This is a genomic window from Providencia sp. PROV040, from assembly GCF_032706145.1.
Taxonomy (GTDB): Bacteria; Pseudomonadota; Gammaproteobacteria; order Enterobacterales; family Enterobacteriaceae; genus Providencia; species Providencia hangzhouensis.
Genome location: NZ_CP120530.1, coordinates 3762853 through 3781132 on the forward strand (window position 1 = coordinate 3762853; position 18280 = coordinate 3781132).

An 18280-nucleotide genomic window follows, 5' to 3' on the forward strand; every position below is an offset into this window, starting at 1 on the left:
ATATCAAATTAGAAAGTCACACTGTAATTAAGGGCAAAAGTTCGGCCACGGCCTTTATAATCGTACAGGTTTGCAGCGCCATATTTAGGGCTATATAAGCTTTGTGCCCGCTGTCCCCAAATTGTGGAGTAATTTTTATCCAGCAGGTTTTCGACAGCAAAGCTAACTTTACCCACTGGTAGCATATAACTTCCTAATAAATCAACGGTATTATAACCATCGAGTTTCTTACCAGCCGCATCCGTTAAATTGAACGTTTGCTGGCTTTGTAAGCGTAGCGCCCAGTCATTCGGCTCCCAACCAATATAGGCATTCACTTTTGATGGGCTCGCGAAATCAACGCTCCATTTTTCCCAACTACCATCCACTTTAGTTTCTGATTTTTGTAGATTGAAGTTACTTCCAACACTCCAATCTGAGTCAGCAAAGAAGTAATCCACCGCACCTTCTACCCCATAGATACGGCGTTTATCGGTTTTCATATAGATGGTCATGTCATCTTTATTAATGCCATAGCTTCTATCAGACAAAGAATAATAGGTAGCAACTTGTGTGCGTAAGTTTTCCCCTGTGTAACGCCATCCTAACTCGAAAGAGTTAACCTTAATTCCTTTTACCTTGGTATCATTAATGTTAACACTTTTATTGAGATGATAGTGGCCATTGGCATCTGGGGTCTTCGCATAATCACCTGTTCCGTAATACTTAGCAATATCAGGAATTTCAAAGCCTTGAGAGAAATTAAACCATGTTTGTTGCTCTTCGGTTAAGTTAACCAGCAGCCCTGCGTTAAACAGTAAGTTGTTGTAATCCGTTTTCCCACCCGGTACTGCATCTGCTGATTTACCTTTTCCGTTAGCAATCGCTTCTTGCTGTGCATAACCAATAAAATCATCGACTTTATTTTCTGTGTACTGATAACGTACACCACCGCTTAACGTGAACATTGGCGTAATGTCATAACTACTTTGTAAAAATGTCGCCATATTCGTCGTGGTATAGCTTGGATAGCGGCCAATTTGGAAAGCTTTAGTTAAGTCCATTCCCCCGGATTCTTTCGCTTTATCTAAATCAAAAAACATTTGGTTCGCACGAAATTGCTCATGCTCTGCATCCACACCATAAGTTAACGTTAATTCATCGATAGGTTGGCTATTGAACGTCAGCTTAGTTCCATAAAAATTGGTTTTTTGATCCGATGAGCTGATACTTGTAACATCTTTGCCTGTAAGGGTTGGGAAAGGATAAAACTTTTGTGATTCATCACGATAATAAACTTGTGCAACAAAATCCTGCCCAAATACATCTGCATTTGAATATTGTAAATTGAGCAAATTACGCTCAGTTCCCGGCAAACGGTCAGAACTTAATTTACTGCTGTTATAAGCTTCACCTTGTCCTTTAACTGCGGAAAAATCTTTTCCTAAATAGAGGCCGTGTTTACCATCAGACTCACTTTTATAATGCTGATAAACAGCTTGAACCTGTTGTTTTTCATCGATTTTGATAGTACCTGACGCCATCACATCCAAACGATCAGAAAATTGCAGCCCTGTTTGGGTATTATCAATATTAATCGCATTACCTTTGCCATCATACCAACCGCCATAGCGTTGATAAGCAACAGAAACACGTCCGTGAGCGTTCTCATTACCACCACTTACTGCTGCAGCAATATTTTCATCGTGATCTTTACCACTGTTAAAGCCTGTTTTTCCACCTAATTGCAGGGAAACTTGTTTTTCTTCTTGGCCTTTTTTCGTCACAATATTAATCAAGCCACCACTGCTACCACCACCGTACATCGCCGTTGCGCCTGAAATAACTTCGATATGATTAATATTAAAAGGATCGATAGAATCTAATTGGCGACTATCACTACGAGAAGAGTTAAGGCGTACTCCATCCACCATCACAATCATTGAACGGCCACGCATATTCATGCCATAGTTTGTCCGCCCTTGGCCACTGACACTCATTCCTGGAATAAGCTGCGCTAAAATATCTTTTAATTCTTTTCCACCTTCAGCTTGCTGCTCAATTTCAGCATTATCAATCACCCATGTGGTTTGTGCCATTTCTGAAACGGTTTTATAACCACGTGTAGCAGATACGGTTATGGACTCTTCTTTTTTATCGGCGCCAAATACGGAGGGGGAAATAAAAGGGAGAAAGCAAGGAGAGATAATAAAAAAATGCTTTATTTTCATTAAATTAAACCTTTACATTATTAGAATTGCTGTTATTGAATCTAAAAAATAAATCACAATGCATAACTAAATTACTGTTTATTATTTTATCAAATAATTATTATCAACAGTAACTAATAATCAAGATAAATATAAGAATTATTATTATTAACAATAGGTAATGAAAGGTTATTCAGTACTAGCCACGCATCCTTGCGCAAGATATTCCTATTAATTACTTCACGCTAACGACTGCGATATAATTCAATTTTCCACGATTTTGCCGAAAATGACGGAACATACGCAAAAATTGGGGACGATTTTCTTTCTTCAATGCATTACGGATAATCTTTAGGGCACCCAAAATGCCTTCATCGTAAATCAACCCTTTTGGTGATAGCAACGTCATTCGCCCAGTGTGAGATACCACTTGCTGGAAGCCCGCTTGTTGAAATAATTCTATCCATTGCGCTTCAGGTAATGGCTGCGCTTTAACATTAATCGCTTGCTGCATTTGGGAAACCACACTTTGAACAGCTTGGGCATCCTTAAATGCAATATCATGGGTTAATAAACAGCCACTCGGTTTTAGTACTCGATAATACTCCTGCAATAGCTTCGCTTTCGCTTTATCGCCGTACATGGTTAGCATGGCTTCATTAATAACCACATCAAAACTGTTGTCCTCAAACGGTAGTTTTGATGCATCCGCCATTTGGATTGTCACTAAATCTGTTAGCCCTTTATTCGCAACATTCTTTTGTGCTTGTACGAGCGCCTGCTTGTCCATATCAATACCCGTAATATGACAATGGAATTGGGAGGCAATTTCAATGGCAGTGGTTCCCATATTACACGCGACTTCAAGAACTTGGCTGTTCTTGTGTAACCCTGATTGGCTAAGTAACCATTCGGTTGCTTCTTTTCCCCCTGGGCGTAAACGTTTTTTCCCCAAGCGTGCTAGAAATTTGTGCCCTGCTTCGTGGGCGGTAAATGATTGGTCCATTTTCACCTCCAAGTTAATGTGTACAAGCCGTTTCAGGCTCACGTAACATAACTAACAGCATTTTTGCGGGCTCAAGCGCATCTACCGCATGAGGAATATTAGCAGGCATTCTGACAACTTCCCCCGGTTTAGCCATTACAGGCTTTCCTTCGATGGTAAGTTGTAAGCTCCCTTCAACAACCATCACAATCGCATCAAAAGGGGCGCTGTGTTCAGACAGCGCTTGGCCTTTATCAAAAGCAAATAAGGTGATATTTCCCCCGCCATTTTTCGCTAATACGCGGCTTGCAATACCTTGTTCAGTATAATTAATTAACTGATTGATAATCAGCGCTTCTGAAGGTGTTATTGTGTTATTGCTCATCGTTTAATATTCCTTAATTCAATCGTTTTCATTCAGTTATCTAAATAGCGGAATGACCCCTTGGGTCTGCCGGCCTTGATAATCCATTGGCGTAATTGCGACGGGTAATTGGTACAGTTGTGTCAGGTTTTCTTCCGTTAAAATTTGTTCAGTTTCACCAAATAAACAACCGCTGCCGTTAAATAACAACAGTGAATAATCAGCGATATGCAGCGCATGTTGTGGATAATGACTCGTGAATAAGATAGTCATTCCGCGATGTATGGCTAAATCACGTAAAACGCTGAGCACACTGTCTTGGTTGGCAAGGTCCAATGCGGATGTCGGTTCATCAAGAATCAGAATTTCTGGTTCGCTGGCTAATGCCCTCGCAATCATGACCATTTGTTTTTCCCCGCCACTGAGGCAGTTAAAGGGTTGGTCAGCAAATTTGCTTATGCCTAAGTACGCTAAACACTGTTCTACAATTTGGTTATCTTTTTCATTGGGTGAGGCATACCAAGGTAAATGACGAATACGCCCGAGACTCACCATAGTGCGAACAGAGTAATGAAACAGTGAACCACTAAGCTGTGGAACATAAGCGACGGGTGCATTTAGGGAAATATTGCCTGTTGATCCTTTTTGTAAGCCGAGTAGTAGTTTTAATAAAGTTGTTTTTCCGCGGCCATTTGGCCCTAAAATCGCGCCAATACTGCCCTTTGGTTGCCGAAAACTAACATTCGTAAATAATTGGCGTTGGGCTATTTTGAAATTAAGGTGTTCAACTTGGATCATAAATCGGCCACCTTTTTATTCAATGTGTGGATCAGTAGTGCAAAAATAGGGGCGCCGATCAGTGCGGTGATCACACTTAATGGAATTTCTGCGTTCGTCATACTGCGTGCAAAGGTGTCGACAGCTACCATATAAATCCCACCAATGACCGCACTGGCAGGCAGTAATATCCGGTGATCATGCCCTACCATTAGCCGTGCAATATGTGGAACAATCAGCCCTACCCAGCCGATGGTGCCGGATACCGCCACTGTCGCACTGGTGATCAAGGTTACGCTGAGTAACACAGCCCAGCGGGTTCTATTAATTTTCATCCCTAAGGCTTGTGCATTTTCTTCCCCAAGAGACAGCACATTGATACGAAAACGCAGCGCAAAAATGACCAAGACACAGACTAATACCACAGGAAAAACAATATTGAGTTTGAGGTAAGACGCACTGGCAAAGCTGCCCATAAGCCAAAAAACAATGGTTTGTAACGTGTTATTTGGGTCTGCAAAATAGGTAATTAACGAAATTAATGCGGCAAAAAAAGCATTAATAATCACCCCCGCAAGGATTAACATTAATAGCTGGCTGCCTTGGCGATTCAAACCCAATAAGAAAACCAGCACGATAGCTAGCAACCCACCGATGAAAGCCAATGAAATGGTGATCAACAAAGAAGAAAATAATAAAATAGCTAGCGCGCCACCCAATGCAGCCCCTGATGAAACACCAATAATTTGCGGCCCAACTAATGGGTTGCGGAAAATACCTTGCAAAGCAGCCCCCGCAACCGCCAGCCCAGCCCCTGCCGTTCCTGCTATCAGAACACGCGGTAAGCGCACATTCAGCACCACATTTTGTTCCGTTCGGCTATAGTTCCCCATCATTTCATTACCAAAAATAGTGTCATAGAGAATATGCCAAACCGCGGAAAACGAAACTGGGTAACGCCCACAGCTTAGGGCCAAAACAAAAGTCAACAATAAGCAAATGGCAAAAACGAACCAAAGATATTGGGGCTTACGCATGCGGTTCCCCCATTAAAGAAAGGTAGTGTTGGCTACTTTTGTTCATCTCTATTTGCAAAATTCCGTCAATTTGCTCATCTGACACGTCATAGCCATAAAGTTGCTGATATCTAAGGCGAATTTCCTCACGCAATGGCATTTTCATCGTTTCTGGGTGAAAAATCATCGATAACCATTGCCAGTACAGTGGTGTTTCTTGGTTTGGTGCATCCCAGATAAAACCACCAATAGGGAGCTTATACACACGCTGATTTTTCACGGCGGTGACTTCACTTAGCATAGGGTTGCGGTAAACATCAGCTGGCGATAACCCTTCTTCGAAATTACCCAATAGAATAATGTCAGGGTCCCAAACCAGAATTTGCTCAATATTAAGGGTTCTTGGCCCAGTGAGGTCGCGGTTTAAGCTCACCCCACCCGCCAGTGCAAAATCTGCATTATTGTGTGATGTTGAGCCAAATGTTTGAATACTTTGGTTAAAATGGGATAGGTACAGGACTCGGGGCTGCTGCGCTTCTGGGATTTTAGCGGTGGTTGCCGATAATGCATCGACAACTTGTTGCCGCCACTGGATCATCTTTTGCGCTTTATCATTGTGGCCAAGTGTTTGCCCCATTAGGCGAACCCACTCTTGCGTATAGCGTTCTTGCCCATAATCTAACGTAGCAACGGTGAGCCCTGCATCACGCATAGGAGAAATAATGTCATCTCCTCTATGCCCCCATTGCCACACTAAATCGGGCTCCACATTAAGTAATGCTTCAATGTTTGGCGTAAAATTGTTACCCACCACATTTGAATTCACTTGTAGAACAGGAGAAAACATTTGGCTTAGCATGCCATCTCGCGCAGCAACCTTTGCAAAAGGATGCATTCCGACTAATTTTTCGCTGCTTTCATCCATGCCAACTAACATCGAAGCGGCAGGGATTGGGATCACGACAATACGTTTTGCAGGGGCTGATAAATGAATTTTATCACCTGACATATCTGTGAAATCAACAGCTTGTGATGCATATACATTGGCTATTCCACCGAAAGTTAGAAAAACGGCGGCGAGTCTAAAAGCATTATTTATCATAGGGTTATTCAGCTCTCTGCTAACGTCTCAATTGATAATGTGTATGATTATCATTTATACTTAAGCCATTCTAAGACGGCGTAAGAGGATGACCTATGACATTTGTCAAAAACGTTTTCCCCCATGCACAATCACTCAATGCCCTTAAATCGTGCTTACTGTTTAATGGGGTAGAAGATGAGAAACTGGCATTACTGCTGGAAAATTGTGGCCATATTCGCTTTAAAAGTGGTGAAATTCTGAACCATGAAGGGGAACCATTTAAGCATTGCCCCTTGATGATCAGCGGGCAAATGGAAGTGTATCGCCACACCTATTTGGGTGAAGAAAAAATTTTTGGTTTGTTTTGTACGGGGGAAATTGTTGCCATCGCAGCCGTTTTTATGCCTCACAACCGTTATCCCATGAGTTTACGGGCAAAAACCGACGGTGAAGCTTTGCTACTTGATAAACGCGATATTTTACGACTATGCCATGCCTGCCCGCAAATTATGGAGAAACTGCTAAGGCGTTTTAGTAGCAAACTATATGAGAACATTAACCATATCGACTGGCTAACTTCGAGTTCTGCTGAACAACGGCTAGCGGCCTATATTCTCGATTTAAAACATAAGCAACTGACTTCAAATATTGTTTTGCCTTTATCTCGGGGCCAGCTCGCGGCTAAATTAGGCATACGTTACGAAACACTCAGTCGGTTAGTTTCTGGATGGCGGCAAAAAGGGTTTATTGATATCGAGAAAGACACTGTGCATATCCATAATGAAAACTACTTAACGAAATTATCTATTTCTGCACAGCGCCCATTTTAAGAATAACGCATTAACGAATATTAATGCGTTTATTCATTATTAGAAGTTATAGGTTACACCACCATTCACATTAAAGCCCATACCGGGGAACAAGGTGCTATCTTTTGCTGTGACGGTCTGATTAGCAACTGATGTTGTCGCATAACGTTCATCCGTTAAATTATCCATCGATAAATACACAGACCACTGCTCTGTTGGTTTATAGCTACCTTTAAGCCCTAATACGGCGTAATGTTTACGTTTTTGAATATCGAGATTGTTTTGGTGATCAACAGCCATATCCGTTGGCGCCCAATGAATATTTGGCCCGAAGCTCCAATCCCCAATTTCATATAACACCTCGGCAGCGACAATATTGCGAGGAATACCTGCGATATAGTTGCCGTTATACTCTCCCCCCATAAAACGGAAATCATTATAAGTCCATGAAACTCGGTAATTGATATCCCCCGGCCCTGCGCCAACACGTCCTGTCAGCCCAGCTTCTAAGCCTTGATGGCGGGTTTTCGCGGCATAATTAAACACGCCAACAACCGTCCCTGCACTGTCATAAGTGGTAATATACTCATCTTTAATTTGGCTACGGTACAACGCAAGGTTCCATTTCAACCCATCAGTGACATCCCCTTCTCCACCAATTTCATAAGTAATGGCTTTTTGTGGTGAGAGTTTCGTCAGCTTTCCATTGCTAGAGTTAATAATTTCCCAAAATGTTGCAGGTTCTTCACTCGCACTGATATTAGCAAAGTAGCGCTGGCTTTCCGTTGGGCGCCAAATAACCCCCGCTTTTGGTGTCCAAAATGTCCAACTTTGGTCTAACGACAAATGACTTTGTCGTTTTTCTACGTCACGGCGTGCATGCGTACCTTTGACATCTAAGTTAACTGTCACTGTTGGTGTAATATGTAAGTCTACCCCCACACTGCCATAGAGGTTTTCAGCTCGGCCATCATATTTGCCTATTTTTGTTTTGTCTGCCGGTGTCCCTTTACGGTTTTGCATTAATTCAGTCTGCAAGGTCATTTGGTCCCATGCAAGTGCCGTACGGTATGTCACGGGTTCAGTTTCAATATTATAGGTGAATTGTAGCCCTTCACTGTGGCTGCGGCTAAAACGGTAGTAAGCGGGAGTAGTAAAATTATCATGAGTACGAATGTGCCAAACTCCAGCGCCAATCGCTTGGTTATCCACTTGCCAGTCTGAGCGGTTAGCCACTCGGAATTGCTCAACATTACGGTGTGGGTCACGTAGCCACACCATCGGGTACACATCTGTAGGGTTATTATTGAGTACCTCTTCAGAAACAGGCCCCGCAACGTCAAAGCGCAAATCTGTCCAACTCAACCAAGTTCGGTTTTCAAAGTTATTAGTCACATAACCAAAGTTGCTGCGTAACGTTTTACGTTGAGAAGCAGAGTGTTTGCGATAGCCATCAAAATGGTCATAAGTGAAATTTACACGACCATCAAATACCCCATCGTCAGAAACGCCACCAAATGCCGTTTGTAACCCTTCGCGACCATGGGAGCCGTACTCATAACGTAGGCGGCCTTGCTCGTTTCGCCCCGTGTAAGAGAGCACATCCAATTCACCTCCCAAACTATTACTTTGTGGGTTAAGGCTATTTGCGCCGCGGCGTACACTTACCATCCGCGCATCACGCATTTCTAAGGTGCTGATGTGAAAACTGCCGTCTGCATCTGTTGCAGGTAAGCCATCTTGGAGCAGCAATACGCCACGAGCAAGCGGTGCGCTTTGTACTCCAGACCCACGAATATTCAAACGTGGCTGGTCAATCCCCCCAAAGAAATTTTGAATCACTAGCCCTGGCTGATAATCAAGAGCATCTTGTAAGGTCGCAAGGCGAGTCTCTTTTTCGATAACAACTAAATTTGTTCCGCCAGCCACTTTTTCAAGCTTGCCTTTTTCTTGCTGTTCACTCGGTGACAAACGGCTTTGACCTGTTGAAGACGTGACGATCAGTTTGTCCGATGTCACTGCTGGTGCAGCGAACCCAATTGGTGTCGCCAAAGTTCCTATACCTAAAGTGAGTGCAATACAATGCGCCAATTGGTGCCGTTTTAAACGATAAGACATATATTCACCCCAATAACAGTAATGGTTATCATTTTTATTTAAGGGGTTTAAAATAGAAGATGGGTTTAGATATCCCTATGACATTTGTCAAAACCAAAATAAATTAATTTATTATTTATATTAAAATTATAGTTTCCATTAAATTCTATTAAATTATCAATCTTGTCGTAAATTCATTTTCACTTTTAAATAACGTACCCAACCTAATGCTTAAATAATTAAAAACATATCAACATATGTTATATAAAAAGAGAATATATGAATATAAAAACCTTTAAATTTATCGATAAGGATTCAAATGGTATTGTCGTTAATTTTGATAATAGAAACAAAAAAACAGTCACCATTAGCTTATTTTTAGATAATGAAAATATAGAAACCATATCAACTAATAATGACCATTATCTTTTCAAGGTAAGTAAGTCGGGAAACTACCATGTAACTATCTCATTTGTTGATAGTAATAAAAATATTTTACACTTAATTGATAGCCCTGTTAGCTATCGTCTTCCCCATCAGGAAATCAATAAAAAAATTAAAGCAGAAGTAAAATCGAAAACCATCAACCATAAAATAGATGGGATTGATAATTATTTTTTAGAAATTAAATCTGAAATAAAAAGTTTGCATTTTATTATGAATGCTTTATCAAATGAATTAGTTAATTCAAAATTAATTTTGATTAAATTAAATATTCGCTCTTCCGTTACGCAATGGGAATATTTTAACCTTTATGGAGAAAATAATTATGACGATTTGCTTGAACTATCGCAACGGCTTGAAAAATTAGATTGTGTCAGCTACTGCTGCATCTGCCCCAACACAACAGGCTACCAGCCCCCCAAACTCCCTATAAATAGCCAAACTATTGAAGAAAAGATTAGCAGTGATGAGATAACCCCCGATTTCACCGAGTTACAAAAATATTTAGATGCACCAATGGGCATGAATGTGAGAGAGGCATGGGCAAAAAATATTGATGGCTCGCTAGCGGTTGTTCGCCATATGGATTTTGGTGTATACCAAAACCACGAAGACTTTAAAGATGCAAACCTTGCTGTGGTAAGTAGTCGGCCTGAAACGCAAGATTGTAACCATGGTACCGCTTCAACAGGTTGCATAATTGCGACTAAAAATGAATTTGGTGTCACTGGCATTGCACATGGTTGCCAATTTTATTTCTATGATACCGACGACTTGGATCAACTTACGGATGATACTCAGCCGGGTGACATTGTTAGTTTCGACCTCCAATTTCGCATTGAGAATAAATTGCTTCCTATCACATCCATCCGTAATTGGTGGGAAAGAATTAAAATTATGGTCGATAAAGGTGCAACCGTTCTTCTAGCAGCAGGGAATGGTGGCTTGGATTTAAGCAAACCCGAGGTTATGGATGATTTCGGTGACAATGGCAGCATGTTAGTAGGCGCTTGCTACCACCATACAGGTAAACGTGCGCTTTTTTCAAATTATAATCAAACAAGCTCACTGATTAATTCATGGGGAGATTGGAGTGTGACCACCACAGGCTATGGAAAACTACAAAAACACCCCGGCAATGAACGCAATTATACCGACCGTTATTCAGGAACATCGAGTGCAACACCACTATGTTCAGGTGCACTCGCATTAATTCAAAGCTATGCTAAACAGCATCAAATTATTCTGTCAGCGTGGGGAATGCGCGAACTGATAAGAAAATCGACCTATACGGAAGGTGTTAACGATGGGATAGGCTATCGGCCCAATGTAAATCAGTTATTAAACGAAATTGATAAGCTTGCCCAAATTACTGAATAATTCTGTTATCGTTAAGCCATAATATCGGCCTATTATTTGACTAGTGAGATAACCCGGCTACACACTTTCTCTAATAACGCTTTGTTATGGCTAAAAATAACCATTGCGAGTGGTCGCTCTTCGGATAATTTCACTAACAACTGCCAAATTTCTTTTTGCAAATTGGCGTCTAACTGTGCGGTGATTTCATCGGCAATTAAAATTTTCGTTCGCGGGTCAAGGGCTCGCAGTAACGCAATACGAGCAAGTTCACCACCCGATAACTCACTGGGAAGCCTTTCAAGCCAAGCAGGTTTAATCGAAAAGCGCTCTAACCAATGGGTTTCTGGCTGCCAAGCATCAAATAAACTCGCCCCCACCTTGCGATAGGGGTTAAAGCTTTTTTCGGGATGTTGGGGGACTAATTGAATTGGGCAATAACCTTGTTGAGGTAACGGTTGCCCTTCAAACAAAATGGTTCCTTGGGATGCCTTTTGCCACTGAGCTAATACTCGGCCCAACGTGGTTTTCCCAAAACCACTGGGCGCAGATATCCCAAGACGTTCACCGCTAGTCAGTGATAAGCTAAAGCCATCCCACAGCCGCTGCCCACCTTGTTCAATGCATAAATTATTTACTTGTAAAATAGGTTCAGTGATACTCATTTACTTGCCATAAATTGATGTTCCGGTAACGCATTCCACAACGATTGCAGCCATTTTCCACCGCCGCCTTGTTGTAGCTTTTGGCTGCTTAACACTTCTTCCAACGCTCCGTTACGCAATAAGGCAATACGGTCAGCAAAACGCACAGCCATGGATAAATCATGGGTGACCCATAAAACACCTCGGCCATCGTGGCAAAGCGATTTAATGTTTTCGAGCAGTTGTGTAGCATGGTCATCATCCAGCCATGATGAAATTTCATCCGCTAAAATATATTGCGCGCAAGAGAGTGTCGCACTGCTGGCGAGTACCCGCTTTGCCATTCCACCGGATAACTGGTTTGGGTAGCTATCCACTAGTGAGCTTTGCAAATTATATTGCTGTAAGTGCCGCGCAACATCGTGCATTTTAATATGCTGCCCACTTAACACTGCGGCACGTTCTAATTGTGGCCCGATACGAATTAATGGGTTAAGTGCGCTAACTCCTTGAGGTATATAGCATAATGTATTACCACGGTGCTGCGCTTTGTTTTGTTCGGTCAGTTTTTTACCATTAAGGTGAATACCGCCACGACAGCGCATATTATGGGGAAGTAACCCCAAAACACTCTGTAATAACAAGCTCTTGCCTTCCCCGCTCCCACCCACCAGTGCAACCATCTCACCGGGCCGAATATCCAAGGAAATTCCGTGTAGTAACGGAGCCCAACGCTTGCGCCCTAACCAACGAAATTGCGCGACATCCACGGTGAGATTATCAAGACTCAACATACGGCCCCCTTCAACCAAAGCTGCTGCAAAGCTTTAGCAAATTGGTCAAATAATAACACTAGCCCAACTAAGGCAATGCCTGGGAAAACCACCAGCCACCAAGCTCCTGTGCTGAGATAACGCAATGCATCGGACAATAAAATACCCAATGAGGGCTCATGGGGCGATAAACCAAAGCCTAAGAAACTTAACGCCGCACTGTGTAAAACCGCATGGGGAAACATTAACAACGTTCCTACCATCCATTGAGGCAAAATCATCGGTAAATAGTGATAACGCCAGCGATAAAACGCACTGTTACCAATACGTTGAGATAACATAATATAATCTGACTGGCTAACTCGTTGTAACTCTGAACGTAAAATTAGGGCTAATTTTGGCCAATGTGTCAGTGCAACGGCCCAAATCACCCCCATTTTTCCACCACCCAACGTAAAACAAATCAATACCAGTAATAAAAGATGTGGCAATGCCAACATGGCATCAATAACGCCACGCACTACATAGTCCATCACTTTGCTTATTGAAGATAAACCGGCCATGACAAGTGCAATAAAACCACTGGTAACCGCTGCCATAAGGCCGATTTGCAAGCTAGTTGCCACCCCTTGAAAGGTTCTGGCAAATAAATCACGCCCTAAATTATCTGTACCAAATAGATGAGCCCACGAAGGTGGCAAACGCCTATCAAGTAAATTCATTTCAATATCATTGAGGGAGAGACCAAACGCATAGATACTGACAACAACCAGCAAAAGCAACGAAAAAGCTAACTTAAATAAAGCGCGATTAGGGTTATATGTCATGACGCTCTCATCACTCCCTTATTCACTTTTTTTAGTAGGCTGTCAGCTACCGTATTGCTAAAAAATATTATCGCGGCACATAACATGACGATCCCCATCAACAAGGGAATATCTCCACGTAGCCCCGCATCTATCGTCGCCTGACCTAAGCCTGGATAGGCAAATACTTTTTCTGCTAATAATGCCCCACTTAGTAATTCACCAATAGAAGCAAACTGTAAACAAATTGCCGGGGTAATAGCATGTTTTAGTACATGAAACCCAATCATCGACCAACCATTATCCCCTTGAGCCTGTGCGTAATGAATAAATTCACTGCTCATCACTTCAACAACTTTGGCACGTGTATGCAATGCGATATTACCTACGCCTAACATACCCAACGCAATGACAGGTAAAACTAGGTGATGAAGTTTCTGTGAAAATGTTGCCGTTTGCTCATCCAAGCCTATCGGCCAAGCACAGCATATCGGAGCCCACTGTAATGTCACCGCAAACAAAGACAACAACAGCAAGCCTACCCAAAAAACAGGAATTGAAGCCAGTAAATAGCATAATGTTGAGATGAGTTTGTCTGGCCAGCGGTTTAAATAACGCCCAGCCACTAAACCCAACGCAAAACCAACAACTCCAGAGAACAGCCAAGAACTAATAAGTAGAGCTAAAGAAGGCGCAAGGCGGTCAGCAATCACTTGAATTACTGGGGTGTTATAGAGCATGGAATAGCCAAAATCCCCCTGTAACACTTGTGAAAACCAACGCCAGAACTGTACCCATAATGGCTGATCAAGCCCCCATCGCGCGGCAATTAGCGCATATTGCTCAGGGGGAACATGCAGTAAGTCATTGCCGATATAGGCTTTTATTGGGTCGATAGGCGAGTAACTCAGCAGGATAAAAATTCCCGCTGCCGTTACGGTTAATAAACAAATAAATCGCAATAAAAGCCCGAGTGCGGTTCGCATTACTGACAGGTCCACGCCCATTCATCGACATTATTTAATACTGACCAAGAACCATGAATTTCAGGGGCACTAGTCCCTAAATCAACACAATTATTCAGTAAATAAATATGTTGCAGGTTCATCAACCAAGCCCATGGGGCATCGCCTTTAATACCAACACCCGTGTTACCATTCCAATCCACTTGTTGCCATAATGGAATCGCTGCGTCTTGGTCAGCTTGTGCTAACGCTTTTTCGATTAGTTCATCAACTGCCGCATTTTTATAATAACCGGGGTTATAAAAACCAACACCAGCTGCTTTGCTGCTGTAATTATGGACAATTTCCATCGGGTCTAAGCTTCCCCAACCAAACAGTGTTGGGTTAGCATGCATCTGTAGTTCAACGGTTTCCCAACTTCCCGATTTTAAATCCATTTCGATACCAATCGGTTTTAAGCTTGAACGGATTGCCTGAGCAAGGTCACGACGTGTGGTATCACCACTGGCATACCATAATGTCAGTTTCGCCACTTTACCATTTTTCTCACGTAGGCCTTCTTTATTCAGCTTCCACCCCGCCTCTTCTAAAATAGATTTGGCTTTCTCAAGGTCACCATCTTTAAAAGCGGAGTCTGGGTTATTCCATGGCAGCCCTGCGACGCCAGTATAAGCCGGTACGGCAAAGCCTTCCAATACGGATTCTGCCAATAGTTTACGGTCAAGTGCATAGTTAATCGCTTTACGGACAGCAACATCAGAAGTGATGTCGTTACCGATAGGGTTACCTTGAGCATCTTTCTCACCCGCGGGTGGAATCGGGAAAGAGATACCGCGGTTTTCCACGCTATAGCGCTCAACCAATTTCATGTTTTTCACATCATTAACATTCGCTGCTACTGCGGCAGGGATACGAACGATTTCCAGTTGATTGCTTTGTGCCGCAGCAAAGGCCGCATCTTCATCAAGGAAGACAAAGACCATTTTACCAAAGTCATTTTTTGGCCCTGCATAATACGGATTTTGCTCGACAATCAATTGCTGCCCCGGCTGGAATGCGACTAAGCGATAAGGGCCTGCGCCAATCGGGTTATGTGCATAGGTTTTCGCATCATATTTATCTGCACAAACAATCCCTAGCGAGCCTAGTACATTAACAAAGGTACTTTGTGGGGAAGATAACGTGATCTTCACGGTTAACGGGTCAACTTCTTCTGCTTTGGCAAAGTTGCCCATATCCACCTTACCGCCACTTGCCGCGGCATTGTTATAAGTAAAAACCACATCTTTGGCGGTCAATGGTGAGCCATCGGAAAATTTTAAGCCTTTTTTCAGCTTAAGTGTCCACTGTTTACCATCGGCATTATGTTGATAACTTTCAAGCACATAGCTATGCCATGAGAGGTCAGCCTTTTGTTTCAATAATGGGCTATGCAACAGTAGATAGCTGCCATGGCTCCACCCAAGCATAGGGTCAAATCCTTCAGTGGGCTCTGAACCAATAGCTAAACGTAAGGTTTGTGATTGAGTAGGTTCCACGGCTTGAGCTTGCAGTGTGAGCCCCATCAGGCACATTGCTGCAACGATATTTTTAATCATACATCCCTCTATAGATAGGTTTTATTTTTTATTTCAAACCACCAATGCCGTTATTTTCATTGGTGTCGCTATCGGTGAGATATTCGCTATGTGTAGAGTAACCAATATGAGTTATATTAAATTTAATGCCCTGATTGCTAGGCGCTACATCAATAGAACAGCGAATTTATTAGAGAAACCGTCAAAATTAAGTGGTTATTTGACCTATCTTAACAACTACTCATCAATTTCTTTGTCAAATTCAATTGGGTTAGATCGCAAGGACAAATTAGTAATAAAATTAGGGTCGTTCGACTGCCTTGATTGCAACCGAAACTGAGAAGGCGTCATATTATATTTTCGCTTAAAGACATCACAAAAATAAGCATTGCTACCAAAACCGCAGCGATGACTAATTTGAAAAACAGAATAATTCGAAAACGTTAAATAATTCAATGCCATCCCCATACGAACATCTAACAATAATTGGCGAAAAGACACCCCTTCGCGGTTCAAATGGCGGCGCAACGTTGAAGGGGTCGTAAATAACGCTTTCGCAACATCGTCTAAATGCCATTTTTTTTGCGGTTCTTGGGTTATCAAATGGGTGATCGCTTGGTTTTTCGGTTCATCGTAATTGAAACGAAAAAGATTCAGAATATCGATACCTTCTTGATATATCGCCATTAAAATAAAATATAGGCTCTGTTTCATTAACAATGCTTCTTGGGATGCACTCTGTTTTTTTAATGGTAAGCATTGTTTTAGCAAACTAAAGTTATCTCTCACAGTTTCTGGGGGAGAAATATGGTAGATGGGTTGGTGGCTAGTCAGAGGCGCACCGGACTTCATCAATGTTTTCAGTAATAAAAATACCGCTTGTAATTCTTCTGCTGACATCGATAACGTGTGCAACTCAAGCGGCTGCTTCACGGTATTACACACAATATTGCAGGAAACTTGGCTGTATTTAGGAATAATTAAGGTGACATCGCTTTCAATTTCAATGGATTGGCCATTGATCACGATATTTCCTTTCGCGCCAGTTAGCATGGCTATCATCGCGCTTTCAATATAAAACGCTTTTAACACCATCTGGCTTTCTGAAAGAAAGAATTTATATTCCATAATCTCTATAAACTGCTGTTAATGTCAGAATGACTTCCCAAGAAAAGGGATTGTTGAATAGATATAAAGTAATGAAACAAAACATATCAGCTCTATATCAGTGCGGCTGAGAATATAGTCCGGTTGCGTTGAAATCGCAATATAGATATACGTTCATTTTTTACTGTTATTTTGATGGTTGTTATATTTTCTAAATAAAATGCTGTTTAATTGAAAGGCAATTTTCGATATAAGGTGTAGAATCGCGCGGCATACACATGCAGCCTACGACACTGCATAATAATAATGATTTTTGGCGTTCATTCACATCCTACCCTACTTGCATTAGCTTTTACATCACAAATACCCAATTTTGGCTGGGGTATAGCTAAACATGTTCGCGTATTTTTAGTTGACTGAGTTGCAGGAGAAAGTATGTCTGATTTTTCAGGATCAGGCTGGTTAGCTGAAATCTTCTTACGATATGAACTAAAACGTGGCGTCACCCGCTTAACGGATAAACAACATATCGGCCCTTTAATGGTTCAGCGGCCATTCTACCCCGAGCAAGGAATTGCACACACCTATTTACTTCATCCACCCGGTGGCGTTGTCGGGGGGGATAAACTCCTTATTAATATTGATGTTCAACCATACGCCCATGCGTTATTGACCACGCCCGGTGCGACAAAATTTTATCGCAGTGCGGGCGGTGTTGCGCGACAAGTACAAACATTAACTGTTGCGCCCAATGGGTTCTTAGAATGGCTACCTCAAGAAAATATTTTTTTCCCTGAGGCTCAAGTTCGCTTAGAAACCCACGTTCGAATCGCTAGTTCATCAAAATTTGTCGGCTGGGAAATCCAATGTTTAGGGCGCCCAGTATTAAACGAGCAATTCGACAACGGTGATATTCGGGGCCGCTTGCAGTTTTATATTGATGACAAACTCACCTTGGCGGAATCCATATTTATCGAAGGTTCGCAAAAACAATCAGCCGTCATGCGTGAATTTCCTATGGTCGGTTCCTTGTATATCTACCCCGCTAGCGATGAGTTAAAAGCCGAACTTCACGAGAGTTTGGCCGTGTTTTTCTCTACGGAAGTGAGACCGCTTGAATATGGGCTAACTGATGTAGACGGCATTTTAGTATTACGGTTATTAGGTTCTCAAACCGAGCCGATGATGGCTTGCTTTGCCCATATTTGGCAGGCAACAAGACAATATTGGTTAGGTTATTGCCCAGAACCACCGCGTATTTGGGCAACTTAAACGTTTTTTAGG

General features: G+C 42.1%; 16 protein-coding genes. 3 read left to right on the forward strand and 13 right to left on the reverse strand.

Annotated features, from left to right (window positions below):
* Window positions 1-8 precede the first annotated feature (8 nt).
* From P3L40_RS17420 to P3L40_RS17445, 6 genes are all read right to left on the reverse strand, one after another.
* A complete protein-coding gene (locus tag P3L40_RS17420) occupies window positions 9-2210 on the reverse strand; it encodes a TonB-dependent siderophore receptor (protein ID WP_164565464.1) in 2202 nt (733 codons plus the stop codon).
* Window positions 2211-2424: 214 nt separating this feature from the next.
* Complete coding sequence (locus P3L40_RS17425; protein ID WP_210853190.1) at window positions 2425-3195, reverse strand: class I SAM-dependent methyltransferase; 771 nt, start codon at window positions 3193-3195, stop codon at window positions 2425-2427.
* 13 nt (window positions 3196-3208) lie between these two features.
* A complete protein-coding gene (locus tag P3L40_RS17430; RefSeq protein ID WP_004257847.1) occupies window positions 3209-3559 on the reverse strand; it encodes a cupin domain-containing protein in 351 nt (116 codons plus the stop codon).
* Between the two features lie 36 nt (window positions 3560-3595).
* Entirely contained in the window at window positions 3596-4336 is a 741-nt protein-coding gene (locus tag P3L40_RS17435) for an ABC transporter ATP-binding protein (protein ID WP_004257851.1), read from the reverse strand.
* The gene (locus tag P3L40_RS17440) at window positions 4333-5352 is read right to left on the reverse strand and encodes a FecCD family ABC transporter permease (RefSeq protein WP_196732470.1); all 1020 of its coding nucleotides are present in this window, start codon (window positions 5350-5352) and stop codon (window positions 4333-4335) included. The genes P3L40_RS17435 and P3L40_RS17440 overlap by 4 nt, the downstream gene beginning before the upstream one ends.
* Entirely contained in the window at window positions 5345-6433 is a 1089-nt protein-coding gene (locus P3L40_RS17445) for an ABC transporter substrate-binding protein (RefSeq protein WP_096864055.1), read from the reverse strand. The genes P3L40_RS17440 and P3L40_RS17445 overlap by 8 nt, the downstream gene beginning before the upstream one ends.
* A 95-nt stretch (window positions 6434-6528) precedes the next feature.
* On the opposite strand from P3L40_RS17445, the gene P3L40_RS17450 reads away from it, so the two are divergent.
* On the forward strand, window positions 6529-7245 hold the full coding sequence (locus tag P3L40_RS17450; RefSeq protein ID WP_004257865.1) for a Crp/Fnr family transcriptional regulator: 717 nt from the start codon (window positions 6529-6531) through the stop codon (window positions 7243-7245).
* Between the two features lie 39 nt (window positions 7246-7284).
* On the opposite strand, the gene P3L40_RS17455 is transcribed toward P3L40_RS17450, so the two are convergent.
* A complete protein-coding gene (locus P3L40_RS17455) occupies window positions 7285-9342 on the reverse strand; it encodes a TonB-dependent receptor family protein (protein ID WP_164565468.1) in 2058 nt (685 codons plus the stop codon).
* Window positions 9343-9600: 258 nt separating this feature from the next.
* Here P3L40_RS17455 and P3L40_RS17460 point away from each other — a divergent pair, with 258 nt between their 5' ends.
* Entirely contained in the window at window positions 9601-11145 is a 1545-nt protein-coding gene (locus tag P3L40_RS17460) for a S8 family serine peptidase (protein ID WP_210853188.1), read from the forward strand.
* A 32-nt stretch (window positions 11146-11177) separates the two neighbouring features.
* On the opposite strand, the gene P3L40_RS17465 is transcribed toward P3L40_RS17460, so the two are convergent.
* The 6 genes from P3L40_RS17465 to P3L40_RS17490 form a co-directional block, all read right to left on the reverse strand.
* The gene (locus P3L40_RS17465; RefSeq protein ID WP_228677443.1) at window positions 11178-11771 is read right to left on the reverse strand and encodes an ATP-binding cassette domain-containing protein; all 594 of its coding nucleotides are present in this window, start codon (window positions 11769-11771) and stop codon (window positions 11178-11180) included.
* A 14-nt stretch (window positions 11772-11785) separates the two neighbouring features.
* Window positions 11786-12562 carry an ATP-binding cassette domain-containing protein gene (locus tag P3L40_RS17470; protein WP_136135461.1) on the reverse strand — a complete coding sequence of 259 codons (777 nt, stop codon included), beginning with the start codon at window positions 12560-12562 and terminating at the stop codon, window positions 11786-11788.
* A complete protein-coding gene (locus P3L40_RS17475; RefSeq protein WP_004257889.1) occupies window positions 12556-13368 on the reverse strand; it encodes an ABC transporter permease in 813 nt (270 codons plus the stop codon). The genes P3L40_RS17470 and P3L40_RS17475 overlap by 7 nt, the downstream gene beginning before the upstream one ends.
* On the reverse strand, window positions 13365-14333 hold the full coding sequence (locus tag P3L40_RS17480) for an ABC transporter permease (protein ID WP_072503031.1): 969 nt from the start codon (window positions 14331-14333) through the stop codon (window positions 13365-13367). Before P3L40_RS17480 ends, P3L40_RS17475 begins: the two co-directional genes overlap by 4 nt.
* On the reverse strand, window positions 14333-15886 hold the full coding sequence (locus tag P3L40_RS17485) for an ABC transporter substrate-binding protein (RefSeq protein WP_247605836.1): 1554 nt from the start codon (window positions 15884-15886) through the stop codon (window positions 14333-14335). Before P3L40_RS17485 ends, P3L40_RS17480 begins: the two co-directional genes overlap by 1 nt.
* Window positions 15887-16126: 240 nt before the next feature.
* The gene (locus tag P3L40_RS17490) at window positions 16127-17017 is read right to left on the reverse strand and encodes an AraC family transcriptional regulator (protein ID WP_004257901.1); all 891 of its coding nucleotides are present in this window, start codon (window positions 17015-17017) and stop codon (window positions 16127-16129) included.
* 414 nt (window positions 17018-17431) lie between these two features.
* On the opposite strand from P3L40_RS17490, the gene P3L40_RS17495 reads away from it, so the two are divergent.
* On the forward strand, window positions 17432-18268 hold the full coding sequence (locus P3L40_RS17495) for an urease accessory protein UreD (protein ID WP_210853186.1): 837 nt from the start codon (window positions 17432-17434) through the stop codon (window positions 18266-18268).
* Window positions 18269-18280 lie beyond the last annotated feature (12 nt).

Coding starts and splice junctions, on each gene's coding strand:
- P3L40_RS17420 (WP_164565464.1), bottom strand. CDS start 2,210: ATGAAAATAAAGCATTTTTTTATTATCTCTCCTTGCTTTCTCCCTTTT.
- P3L40_RS17425 (WP_210853190.1), bottom strand. CDS start 3,195: ATGGACCAATCATTTACCGCCCACGAAGCAGGGCACAAATTTCTAGCA.
- P3L40_RS17430 (WP_004257847.1), bottom strand. CDS start 3,559: ATGAGCAATAACACAATAACACCTTCAGAAGCGCTGATTATCAATCAG.
- P3L40_RS17435 (WP_004257851.1), bottom strand. CDS start 4,336: ATGATCCAAGTTGAACACCTTAATTTCAAAATAGCCCAACGCCAATTA.
- P3L40_RS17440 (WP_196732470.1), bottom strand. CDS start 5,352: ATGCGTAAGCCCCAATATCTTTGGTTCGTTTTTGCCATTTGCTTATTG.
- P3L40_RS17445 (WP_096864055.1), bottom strand. CDS start 6,433: ATGATAAATAATGCTTTTAGACTCGCCGCCGTTTTTCTAACTTTCGGT.
- P3L40_RS17450 (WP_004257865.1), top strand. CDS start 6,529: ATGACATTTGTCAAAAACGTTTTCCCCCATGCACAATCACTCAATGCC.
- P3L40_RS17455 (WP_164565468.1), bottom strand. CDS start 9,342: ATGTCTTATCGTTTAAAACGGCACCAATTGGCGCATTGTATTGCACTC.
- P3L40_RS17460 (WP_210853188.1), top strand. CDS start 9,601: ATGAATATAAAAACCTTTAAATTTATCGATAAGGATTCAAATGGTATT.
- P3L40_RS17470 (WP_136135461.1), bottom strand. CDS start 12,562: ATGTTGAGTCTTGATAATCTCACCGTGGATGTCGCGCAATTTCGTTGG.
- P3L40_RS17475 (WP_004257889.1), bottom strand. CDS start 13,368: ATGACATATAACCCTAATCGCGCTTTATTTAAGTTAGCTTTTTCGTTG.
- P3L40_RS17480 (WP_072503031.1), bottom strand. CDS start 14,333: ATGCGAACCGCACTCGGGCTTTTATTGCGATTTATTTGTTTATTAACC.
- P3L40_RS17485 (WP_247605836.1), bottom strand. CDS start 15,886: ATGTGCCTGATGGGGCTCACACTGCAAGCTCAAGCCGTGGAACCTACT.
- P3L40_RS17490 (WP_004257901.1), bottom strand. CDS start 17,017: ATGGAATATAAATTCTTTCTTTCAGAAAGCCAGATGGTGTTAAAAGCG.
- P3L40_RS17495 (WP_210853186.1), top strand. CDS start 17,432: ATGTCTGATTTTTCAGGATCAGGCTGGTTAGCTGAAATCTTCTTACGA.